Origin of the sequence: Acinetobacter pollinis, assembly GCF_015627175.1 — a bacterium.
Classification (GTDB): Bacteria; Pseudomonadota; Gammaproteobacteria; order Pseudomonadales; family Moraxellaceae; genus Acinetobacter; species Acinetobacter pollinis.
Map to the genome: position 1 here is coordinate 1 of NZ_VTDQ01000057.1, position 11,451 is coordinate 11,451.

The following is an 11,451-nucleotide window of genomic DNA, read 5'->3' on the forward strand; positions in this document are numbered from 1 at the left end:
TTAAAAGGTTTGCGTGGGCGAGTTCTTTTAACCTCAATTCGTTTTTTCCAGCTCAAAATTGTATTTTTATCAATTTCAAATTGTGTCGATACCGCTCGTATGGAATATCCTTCCTCAAGCTTCGCTATCACTTTTCGTCTAAAATGTTCTGAATAACTCATTTTTAAATTGTCTTATATTTTTGATTGTTTGACTATATCACTTCAAATTAATTATTGTGTCAAAAAATATATGAGAGTTTGAGTCCATTAAAGATATTCAAAGAGCCTTTTTGAGACTATGATCTGACTATTCTGGTCTAGATTTATACAGGTGAATAAATGGGTTCGAGATAATATTATTTAGTTTAATAGATGAAAATTGAGTACTTTAGAACGGTTAGCAGGAGTATCTATCTAAGTTAGTTAAATTATTTTTTGTAAAATTAATCACAAAAAAATAAAATAAAGTTAAATGAGTATATAATTATTAGTGAAATACTAGCTTCGCTATTTGATTAAAATGAGTGAATAATAAAGATCATATTACTCATATTTATATCTTTGTTGGTCCATAATTTGGATACCTTTAAATGAGACGGTCATGATTAAACATAAAATATTCTCTATCTTTAGCATACTTAGCCTATTGAGTTGTACAGTGTTTTTAACAACATCTAGTTATGCCCAATCGGGATATAGGATTTGTGGAGTACTACCTTACAATAGAGGAGATAGATTACTTCAAAAGGGTTTAGCTGTAAAAGTTTCAGCTGATAATGGTGGTAATACTTGTCAGAAGAAAATTGATTTTATGACTAAATATTTTTCAAATGCATATCCTGGAGAACAAGGAAAAGGTAATCTAAAAATGATAACCTGTGAAGACTTTTCTCAGCATATGGGGAAACCTAATGACATGTGTTATTCCATGGAAGTTAATAAAATATATAAATACCAAGCTAAATTTAATAACCAATCAACTTTAAATTTCTGGCATAACTAATATAGTTAACTAATTGATCAGACTAATAATGATTGCTTAGTAATTAAATCTAATTAGAAATCCTCATCTATATGGTGAGGGTTTTAATAAAAACTGATATTTTACTAATAGTAGTAAATATAAGATATTATAAATTTGATTTTTTAGACTGATAATTAGTTATCTTTATATTTTAATAATAAAAATGATTGTTATAATATTTTTTTATCGTACAAAAATAGAGTCATATATTAAAATCTAGAATGTCTTCTATGGGTTTTTTAAAATCATGAAATTAACACCTTTTATTAAAGGATAATTATAGTATTGTTAATAATATAAATTTACTACTATTAATCTATATATAATTAAATTTTTGATATGAACAATAATATTATTTTTTTATTGTCATACTTAAATAATTACTCCACCACTGCATCATTTCGGTACGTTGAACTAAATAGTCAGCATGGTTATAGCTTGCCCGTGTATGATTTTTATCGATATGTGATAACTGTGCTTCAATCCAATTATCTTGAAATAAGCCTGAACCATTTAAAATCGTACTAAAAGTAGAGCGGAGCCCATGAGAGGAAAGTTGATTTTTGTTATATCCCATCTTGCGTATAGCCATATTTAATGTATTAAAATGAAGAGGTTGATTTTTCTTTCTTGGGCTAGCAAAAATATATTTTTCACTAAATGACCATTGCATAACATCTTTTAAAATTTCTAGAGCCTGATCTGATAGTGGTACTAAAAAATCAGGAATATCATGCCCTAAAATAACTTTTCTTCGGAACTGCTTAATATGGAGTGCTGGAATTTTCCAAATTTTATTATTTAAATCAAAATGATCTGGCTCAGCTAAAAGTAACTCGGCTCCTCTTACACCCGTATGTAATTTGAACATTAGCGCTTTTCTTATAATAGGGTGAACATTTAGTTTTTGTAAATTATTTATAAAGTCGGATAAGTCATTTGCTTTCAAATAAGGATAATTTTTCTTTATTTTTTGATTAATCGTAATTTTATTTAAACCATAAGCAATATTATAGTTACAATAGCCCATGGCAACAGCATAGTCATAAATTTGGTTCAAATAGCTACAGGCTTTTTTAACAGGTTCTTTGACTTGGCGTTCCTCTATTTTTTTAATTACCGATACAAGGTCATAGCGAGTAATGTCTTGAAAAGGTTTATCCTGAAGTTCAGGATAAACATCATGCTTTAAACATGTTTCTGCCAATTGTACTACACCACATCGTGGTGAATCATTAAATGAATTTCTAAGCTTAAATTCAAGCCATTCATCACCCACTTTGCAAAAAGTTATTGATTTAGAATAAGTATTTTTATCAAAACAAAAATGATTATCTTTAAAATTATCTCTTATTTGTCGTGCTTTTTTCAAAGATATACTAGGATAGATGCCTAGTTGAATGCGACGACGTTTTTTTGTATTTAGATCTGTATAACGGTAAGACCATGATTTTCTTCCATTTGAATCGATTTTTAAACTGAGCCCATCTTCGTCAGATAAAAAATAAATCTTTTCTTTAGGATGTGCTTGACGAACTTCAATTTCAGTAAGACTCATTATTTATTAAACAAGTAATATAATTCGGGTAGTTAAATTAATTATATCAAAGTAAAAGGGCTTTTATATGATGCGTAGACTACGCATCATATAAAATTTTAAGTTTTTGTTTTATAAAATTATTATTTACATTAATGATTTTTTGGTAACCACTTTAGGTACCAAATCTATTTTTAGCCTTTAGAGATTAAATTTTTATATCATGTAATATGTTGATTATTTATATTAGTTAGCTTGAGTCAGGTTGAAGGATCTATTTGAAAAAGACAAGTGTTAAAGCCATAAGTTGATTTACAACACATGACTGCTTTACTATTAATGATTTTTTTCTAAAATTTCAACCCACTTATTTTAAATTTATAAAGCAGAATCAATATCTTAAACGAATACAGCTAAGCTCAACTTCTCTGAAATCATATTTATTGCCATTTACTATAAATCCTTTCAATTTAGAAGCTCTAAAATCTTTTTTTTTCTTAAAAAATATCAGAACTATGGCTTAAACACTTATCATGTTGTCAACGTATAACTAATTTGATTAGTAAGCATCAATTGGCATTATATGCTTTGCTTACTGGATTTATACAAGATAAATAAATCACTTATTCATGATTTGACTCAACCATGCTACCTCTATGCAAAAATCAATGGGTTGTTCATCATAAATTTCTATCCGAAATTTCGTTTCAAGTGTTTGGTTCTTTGATTGTAAGTTGCATGTGGCTATGAATACTGATAGATATATGGCCAGTACAGAATTATCGGATGGATGCGTTGCTGATATTAAAATGGTAGAAGATTTAGTTGAAGGGTTTAAAGTGACAATCTATATAGATCGTAACCATATTGGCCAAAGTTTCGAAGGGAAATGCAATTGTAAGAGTTTGATTTAGCAGGCTATTATCGGAAGAATATGAAATCAATATAGGCACTTAAAAAAGATAAGTACTATTTGAACCAACGAAATAAGATCGAAAACTTATTTAGGTTGTTGAAAGGCCAATACAATTTAGTCATAAGTAAGACAAGAAGTTGGGTTGTGTCGTATTCAAAAATTAAAGGTGAATATATGATTATTTTTGATATTTTACGCGATCAATAGATAAAATAATCCTACGAATTACTCCATCTTTTAGTGTATTGGGTTGTCTTTTACGAAGTATGTGCATCCATTCAATGCAGATAAAATGATCTTGGTACACCGAAATGATTTAAAACTTAACTTGGATCGAATCCGTCATTTAATAAATCGATGGTCTTGTTCCAGTCGGTTGTTTAAATCCTTATAAAAAATGCTTTACGTCAGATGTTCGAGTGTACTAAAGAACAGAATCAAAAGCTCAAATAGGACTTAATTAACTTTATACAATAGCAGAACGAAATCGAGTAGATAAGAAAAAATGACTTGAACAAGTTAATACCAATGACAACCGCTAGGAACACAACTTTTGAAGCTCAAAAAATGAATCAGTGCAGTCAAAGCTATTCAATCAGATTGTAAATTTATGTTAAAATGTGAAATAAATCACATTAATGTAAATTTTGATGGAAAAAATTTTAGTTATTTTCTTATATTTGGGGATGCTCACCGCATGTAAAATTGATTTTGGAGGTTCTGATAATTCATCACCATCTCCAAAACCTCAAGCCACTGCACAAAAAATCCAATCACAACAGGAGTCTTCCGCGCAAAAAATTGCAAAAATGGAAGATTCGGGTGCACTTCCTCGATTAGAAAGAGAAGATACAATACGAGGTATTGATAACGATGGCAATGGTATTCGTGATGACATTGATGCCTACATCAAGCGGACTTATCCTAAGAGTCAACAAAAAGCAGTAAGTCAATATGCTAGAACCTTACAGGCTTCATTGTTAGTTGATGTGAATAATCGTACTGCACTGCAGACCATCGGTAATGCGGACTCAAGAGCAATTAGCTGTATCTTTAAAAAAATCCCTGATGAGAAGTCTCCTAGCGGTGGGAGTGTTATTGAAGAGATTTATGGGGCAACCACCAATACAAAAAAACGGCTATTGGCCTCCCTTGCTGTTGATAAAGCATCAAATGGAATGGTATTCAAGTTACCGAATGAGGATGTATGTGACGAGTAAATGAATCACTTCTTGGATACTTTCTATTGCTTTGTTTTTTTCTAGTTCTGTCTATGCAATTAATTTTGATAGTATTACCCCTGAGAATAATATTTGTCAAAGAAGTAATACTATTTTTGCTTTTTTAATGGGGTTATTACATCTAAAAATTAGCTTTAGATAATTTAGCAAAATTAAAATTTATTAATAAGAGTGTTATACTGAATGGTGACCAAATTAAATGACTGATGGAAATACTCAAATATTTGTCTTTAATATAATCAGATCTATTGCAGATAAAATATTATTTTTCTACAACTTGGGCCTAATATGGCTGATTTAAATATACAAAAATCAACATATGAGGAATATATTTTTGAAGTTGTCTAATGGAAAATAAAATAACTACTTATATTTAATACATTCATAGTATGAAAAAAATATTACTTCTTATTTGTGCTTTTGGTTTAACAGCATGTGCAACACATCATACAAATATTACAAGATTTTATGGAAACGATGCACTACCTAGCGCAGAAGTTATTGCGTTTGAGAAAGTAGATAAAAGGTTAAAATACTCGAATGCACATATTGAATACGATGAAAATATGTGTGCAAATTATCAGGCTATCTTGAAAAATGGTACATTATACAGACAACCTTTACTTGGAGAGAATAATCAACCGCTCTGCACGCATTAATTTAGATCTTATTCGATGATATGGTTGAATCAGCTATACTATAGATATTGAAGCAAAGATAAAATTTATGGATCCTAGAAAACAGATAACAGCTCATTTTGATGAGCTTTCACCAGAGCTTCAACGTGCTGCAGCATTTGTTTTAGAGAATGAGCAAGAATTGATAATATTGTCGATGCGTGCTTTTGCACAAAAGGCAGAAGTTAAGCCTGCAACACTTCTAAGACTCTCCCAAAGTTTAGGCTACCAAGGATGGAATGCTCTTAAAGATGACTTTATTATTTTAAATGGATTAAGAGAAACAAATAAATATACGTCTAAAGCCAAGGAAATTTTAAATCATTCTGTGACTCAAACGAGTAACATTGTATATGATGAATTTTTTCAGTCTCAAATGAAAAACTTAGTATCTACACAGGAAAAAAACAAAGATTCTTTTTATAAGGTTGTTGATACTATTGATCAAAGCAAAAATATTTACATTTGTGGGTTTCGAGGAAGCTTTCCCATCGCTTGGTCTATATTTTACGTTTACAAATTATTTAAAAAAAATATTACATTAATTGATGGTTTAGCTATTAATTTAGAAATGCATATGCGAGATTTTTCTTCAGAAGATACCGTTTTAATTGTTGGCTTCCAACCTTACTCTAGAGAAACCATTTCTATCCTTGAAACTGCTTATGAAGCAGGGTGTCAAATTGTTGCTATTACAGATAGTTTAATTTCACCCTTATCAAAAAAATCAGTGGCAACACTTCTATTTTCAACTGATGGTCCTTCCTTCTTCCCGTCTATTTCATCCGGTATGAGTATTTCTGAGAATTTATTAAGTGCATTATTGGCTAAACATGGGCAACAGGCTGTAGATAAAGTGGAATTTAATGAAAATTTTCTCATTAAATCTGGTGCATATTTTAATACAAAATAATCTGATATATGATTTAAGTCCTATATCATTACCTAAACCTTAAAAATGGCTGTGAATCATTTCTAGAATTAAATGATCCAACGATCAGTGAATGTAGAAATCTTGAAGTAATTATGTCGATTTTATACATCTAAAATACAATTGTTGTAAAAGGAAGCATTCTTTTTTATGTATGAATATTTTAGGATAAATCTACGAAACTTATGATCAATGAAAGATGAAATTTAAAATACTTACAATTTGTTCAAGTATCCTATTGGGTACTATTTCTCATGCGGATACAAAAACTTATCACTTAGAATTTGATAAAGATACATATAAAACTGAACATGTACATGTTGATGGTAAAGATATCGAAGTTCGTGCTTATACCAATATTGTTTATGTAAAACATCCTGCTGATATTAAATATGAAGTAATAAATATTTATATTCCAGAACAATATTTCAAGAATGATTCAATTAATGGATACAATGCAAATACAGCTCCTATATTTTTTCAAAATAATATAGGAGGTTATATGCCAGCAACTCCTGCAACATTAATACAGCAAGGCCCACCGATGGGACCTCGAAGTGGAAAAAATATCAATACACCAAGTACACTTGCATATGCGATTGCACAAGGTTATGTTGCCGTATCACCAGGTGCAAGAGGGCGTACAGACCGCTATGGTAAAGCACCAGCCGCCATTGTTGATTTAAAAGCTGCAGTTAGATATCTCAAATATAATGATCAAGTGATGCCAGGTGATGCAAATAAAATAATTTCCAATGGTACAAGTGCAGGTGGTGCTATGTCTGCATTACTGGGCGCAACAGGCGACAATAAAGATTATATTCCTTATTTAAATAAATTAGGTGCAGCACAAACAAGCGATAAAATATTTGCAGTTTCATCTTATTGTCCAATTACAAATTTAGATCATGCAGACATGGCATATGAATGGCAGCTCAATCAAATTCATGACTATAAAAAGATGAATATTTCTATGCTTGATTATAAAGTCGAAAGGAAGCTTGTACCTGGAGTACTTAACTCTCATGAGATTAAAGTTTCTAATGATTTAAAGAATGCATTTCCACAATATTTAAATACCCTAAAATTATATGATAAAGAAGGTAAATTACTTACGTTAGATAGTATGGGGAATGGATCATTTAAAAATTTAATCAAAGATTATTTGATTAGATCTGCTCAATCGGCAATAGACAATGGTAAAGATTTATCTTCTTATGAATGGATAAAAAAAGATGGTAAGAAAGTAGTCGATATTAATTTTAATGGATACTTAGAATATCTAGGACGAGCCAAAACGCCACCTGCTTTCGATGCACTTGATTTATCCTCAGGGGAAAATGAAGAATTTGGTAATTTACAGCACGATAAACAGCATTTCACATCGTATGCGCTTGCAAATAATCAGGCCAAAACGAATAGTATGGCAGACAAAAAAATTATTAAAATGATGAATCCGATGAACTATTTAAATGATTCAGGTGTGAGTCAGTATTGGAGAATACGTCATGGTGCTTATGACAAAGATACGAGTTTAGCTATTCCTACAATTTTGGCTATTCGGTTAGAAAATAAAAATAAAAAAGTGGACTTTGCACTACCATGGGGAGTACCACATAGTGGTGATTATGATTTAAATGAGCTATTTTCTTGGGTTAACCAGATTAGCCGATTATAATATAAAAAAAGACATGCTAAAAGCATGTCTTTTTACTAAGGAACTTATTATTTATAAGCTTTTCTTTCGCCAGCTCGACCAGAGAAACTACTCACTAAAGCACCGATAAATAAACCGATAAATGCCCATAATGCTGCCTTAGCCGCTGCTTTCGTTGCGATAGCTGCTTTTTCTCGAGCCTCTTGTTTCATCACTTCATACTTTTCTTTCGTACTGTTAATCGTAGTTTGGACTTGATCAAAAGCTTGATTTACTTTTTGAACGGCCATATCTCTTTCTTTTAAGAAATTTTCTACAGCACGATCTGCTTCAGCACTTGTCATATTACTATTTTTGGTAATCGCCTGTTTAACATCCTCTTTACTAATCGAATGATTAATTGTTTGTACACGATCTTTAAGTGCAGCAACTAAATTATTAATAATTTCATCACTCTTTTGAGGGTTAACAGCAATTTCTTTTAAAGATGCTTGAGTCTTATCTTTTGCCCAATTGAGTTGAGAGTTTAAATAATCGGGTTGTAACTCTGGTATACCGCTCTTTTCCAAAGCATTAATAACATTTTTATTTCCAGAATCCATAATTTCTGAAGAATTTGGTAGGAAACGATTGAGATCTGCATCTGAGAGCAATTGAGATGCGCCATGTGTTAGAGAAGATGCCACACTTCCTGTTGCAGATGTCACAGAACCAATTAAACTACCTGTTAAATTTAGAGCATTATTTAATGTAGAAATACTGATAAACAGTCCAACAATAAGTGCTAAACACCAAACTAAAAAACCATGTATTGCACCGTGAATACCAGCGAGTTTACCAGTAACAAATCCACCAATCGCCAAACTAACCAGTAAAGAAATGCCTGTCCATATACCTAAAGTTGTTCCAGAACCATTACCTATATCATTTGTAGATAAAGGATCTAACATCGAGAAGCCTAAAGCAATTCCAAGAATAGAAAGTAGAAATGAGATTGCTAAAACAATTAATGTTCCTGCAAAAATACTTGGCCATGATATTCTTCTTTTAAAACGAGATTCTACGTCACTCATCTTGAACTCCAATTATATAATTTTAAAATTTATTTTTATTTGCGTTGTATAACACACTGTACAATTATATCTAGATAACGATAAATATTAAATACTGTGATTTCTTAACACATACAAAACAATTGATTTAAGTATTTCTTATTAAAACTATATATTAATTATTTAAATAATATAAAAAGGGCCCAATTAGTTATTTAACTCGACCCTTTAATTTTATAGACAACTAAGATTTAATTATCGCCAAGTGACAGTGACAGAAGCACCACCCCCAGACTCTCCTCTAAAATTACTTGTACCTGCTGCTTTCCAGATATAATTTACAGGAGCACCCATGATTTGATGGTCTTCACTAATTATGCTGGCACCTAAAGCTATACTCGTACTATTATTCCAATTTCCTGTGCCAAGACTAATTGCTGACGCACCTTTTTCAATAGGTTGCCCCAATGATGCAATTGCCATTGCTCCAGCAATACCTGCATTGGTTTCATTTCTAAACTTACTGAGCTCTTGATGTGTTTGGTTAAATGCACTTTCTAAATTACCAACACGACCATTAAGATTGCTCACTGCACCATCAACTGTACTTTGTCCTGTACCACCAATGTTGCTTGTCGAAATTGTCCCATCTGCTGCAACTTTCGCATTGCCACCTAACACATTCGCAATCGATGTATTTGCCTGATATAACTGTGAGCCATTAATCGCATCACTCGATGTCGAGCTCACAGCACCTGCAGATACGCCTGTCACTGTACGACTCGCACCTGTGTTATTGGCCATATTTACTTTCGTACCACCTGAATCTTTACCAATATTAATGTCTCCATTCTTATCAGCTTGTTGAATCGTACCCGACTTACCTGTTGCTAAATCACTCACTGTACTATTCAAACTATTAATACTGTTGGTATTTGCTGTCACTTGAGACTGTACATTCGCAAGCTGACCACCATTAACAGCATCTTTCGAACCAGCAGCCACTTGACCATCTGCAACATTGGTCAGTGTTGTCGCTGTTGTTCCATCACCCAGGGTAACTCGACTTTTGTTCACAGAACCATCCGCATTCTTGTCGTATTGCACTGCCGAATCAGACAAAGTATTCACTGTGTTGCTAACTGTATTCACAGCAGCATCAAGCTGTCCTTTATTTACCGCATCTGTAGAGTTCACACCTGCTGCAACGTTTGTAATCGTCTTACCACCAGCATCAATACCAGATGCTGTAACACTTGGCCCAGTTGCATTGCCTGTACTGTCTTTAAAGCTTAGACCATTAGTACCAATGGTTGTACTTGAATGATCAGCAGCCTGATAAACCGTACTTGTCGCACCATAGCTCGCTTTATTCCCAGCACTATCTTGTACAGAAAGACCATTGGCTGTAGTTGCACTACTGTTGCCAGAATTGTCTTTAACTGTTGTTCCAGTTGGATTAGTCACACTGCTGTTTCCTGCTGAGTCACTCACAGTAACTTTAGAAACATTAATGTCTTTACCAGTTGTATTCGCACTTTCAACAGCTTGATTTAAGGCATTCAGTGCATCTGATACAGTGGTTTGCGTTCCACCAGCAATATTGTAAGTTGGGTTTGTAAGTGTTCCATCTTGATTGACTTGCACCCCACCAATTGCATTTGCAACACTTTGAGAGATACTTGCAACCTGACCACCGTTAACAGCATCTTTAGAGTTACTTGCAATCGTACCATTTTGTACATTTGTAACTTTTAAGCTTCCTGCATCTAAGCCTGAAGCAGTAACGCTTGGACCTGTGCTATTGCCTGATGCATCTTTAAAGCTCAAACCAGTTTGGTTTACTTGGGTACTACTTAAGTTCGATGGATCAGCTTTACCATACGTTGTTCCAGATGCAGTGGTCGTGGTTGTATTGGTACCATCTGTTAAGGTGTTGCTAGTTGCCGTAGATGCATTGCTATGGCCTGCATTGTCAGAGATTGTATTTCCTTCCGTTTTTAAGGCCAATACTTTGTTATCTACAGCTTTTAATTGAGCAACGTTTACTGCATCGCTATCTGCTGTACCTGCCGCTACACCTGTAACCTGACGGTATATATTATTTTGTGCATCACCAACAGCAACGGAGCCTGTTGTTGATGTTGTTGCTGTAATCGCTGCTTGGTCGGCTGTTGTTGCTGCAGTTGGTGTATAACCACTCACGCCAGAAGCCGTACGAGATGCTGAGTTATTCCCTAAAACAACCGAACCTGCTGTCGTTTGAGTAATATCATTACCTAAAGCGAAAGTATTGTCTGTACTAATGGTATTGTTGTTACCCACAGAGTAACTATTTGCACCATTAATAATAGATGGATCACCAAAGGCACCTGAGTTATTTCCAGTCACTTGGTTACCTGTACCAATACTGATAGATTGGTTTCCTGAAGCAA

9 protein-coding genes and 1 pseudogene are annotated in these 11,451 nt (G+C 32.9%); 6 read left to right on the forward strand and 4 right to left on the reverse strand.

The features are described 5' to 3' along the window. A partial coding sequence (locus tag I2F23_RS12965; protein WP_213014676.1) for a helix-turn-helix domain-containing protein occupies positions 1-161 on the reverse strand: 161 nt, incomplete at its 3' end. 421 nt (positions 162-582) lie between these two features. On the opposite strand from I2F23_RS12965, the gene I2F23_RS12970 reads away from it, so the two are divergent. After that, entirely contained in the window at positions 583-984 is a 402-nt protein-coding gene (locus I2F23_RS12970) for a hypothetical protein (protein ID WP_195773001.1), read from the forward strand. 373 nt (positions 985-1,357) lie between these two features. Here the strand turns inward: I2F23_RS12970 and I2F23_RS12975 are convergent, their stop codons facing one another. Continuing rightward, positions 1,358-2,563 carry a tyrosine-type recombinase/integrase gene (locus tag I2F23_RS12975; RefSeq protein WP_195773002.1) on the reverse strand — a complete coding sequence of 402 codons (1,206 nt, stop codon included), beginning with the start codon at positions 2,561-2,563 and terminating at the stop codon, positions 1,358-1,360. Between the two features lie 671 nt (positions 2,564-3,234). Here I2F23_RS12975 and I2F23_RS12980 point away from each other — a divergent pair. The 5 genes from I2F23_RS12980 (at position 3,235) to I2F23_RS13000 (ending at position 7,985) form a co-directional block, all read left to right on the forward strand. Further along, entirely contained in the window at positions 3,235-3,456 is a 222-nt protein-coding gene (locus I2F23_RS12980) for a transposase (protein ID WP_323127207.1), read from the forward strand. 652 nt (positions 3,457-4,108) lie between these two features. Beyond that, entirely contained in the window at positions 4,109-4,678 is a 570-nt protein-coding gene (locus tag I2F23_RS12985; protein ID WP_228284823.1) for a hypothetical protein, read from the forward strand. A 410-nt stretch (positions 4,679-5,088) separates the two neighbouring features. Continuing rightward, entirely contained in the window at positions 5,089-5,358 is a 270-nt protein-coding gene (locus I2F23_RS12990; protein ID WP_195773005.1) for a hypothetical protein, read from the forward strand. 67 nt (positions 5,359-5,425) lie between these two features. Then, positions 5,426-6,289 carry a MurR/RpiR family transcriptional regulator gene (locus tag I2F23_RS12995; protein ID WP_195773006.1) on the forward strand — a complete coding sequence of 288 codons (864 nt, stop codon included), beginning with the start codon at positions 5,426-5,428 and terminating at the stop codon, positions 6,287-6,289. A gap of 217 nt (positions 6,290-6,506) precedes the next feature. Further along, the gene (locus I2F23_RS13000; protein ID WP_195773007.1) at positions 6,507-7,985 is read left to right on the forward strand and encodes a subtype B tannase; all 1,479 of its coding nucleotides are present in this window, start codon (positions 6,507-6,509) and stop codon (positions 7,983-7,985) included. Between the two features lie 47 nt (positions 7,986-8,032). On the opposite strand, the gene I2F23_RS13005 is transcribed toward I2F23_RS13000, so the two are convergent. Then, the gene (locus I2F23_RS13005; protein WP_195773008.1) at positions 8,033-9,037 is read right to left on the reverse strand and encodes a YrzE family protein; all 1,005 of its coding nucleotides are present in this window, start codon (positions 9,035-9,037) and stop codon (positions 8,033-8,035) included. 234 nt (positions 9,038-9,271) lie between these two features. Then, positions 9,272-11,451, reverse strand: a pseudogene (locus I2F23_RS13010) (YadA-like family protein); the annotation flags it as partial.

What these genes read in the sequence shown, in the direction of transcription:
- I2F23_RS12970 (WP_195773001.1), top strand. Translation starts at nt 583, where the DNA reads ATGATTAAACATAAAATATTCTCTATCTTTAGCATACTTAGCCTATTG.
- I2F23_RS12975 (WP_195773002.1), bottom strand. Translation starts at nt 2,563, where the DNA reads ATGAGTCTTACTGAAATTGAAGTTCGTCAAGCACATCCTAAAGAAAAG.
- I2F23_RS12985 (WP_228284823.1), top strand. Translation starts at nt 4,109, where the DNA reads ATGGAAAAAATTTTAGTTATTTTCTTATATTTGGGGATGCTCACCGCA.
- I2F23_RS12990 (WP_195773005.1), top strand. Translation starts at nt 5,089, where the DNA reads ATGAAAAAAATATTACTTCTTATTTGTGCTTTTGGTTTAACAGCATGT.
- I2F23_RS12995 (WP_195773006.1), top strand. Translation starts at nt 5,426, where the DNA reads ATGGATCCTAGAAAACAGATAACAGCTCATTTTGATGAGCTTTCACCA.
- I2F23_RS13000 (WP_195773007.1), top strand. Translation starts at nt 6,507, where the DNA reads ATGAAATTTAAAATACTTACAATTTGTTCAAGTATCCTATTGGGTACT.
- I2F23_RS13005 (WP_195773008.1), bottom strand. Translation starts at nt 9,037, where the DNA reads ATGAGTGACGTAGAATCTCGTTTTAAAAGAAGAATATCATGGCCAAGT.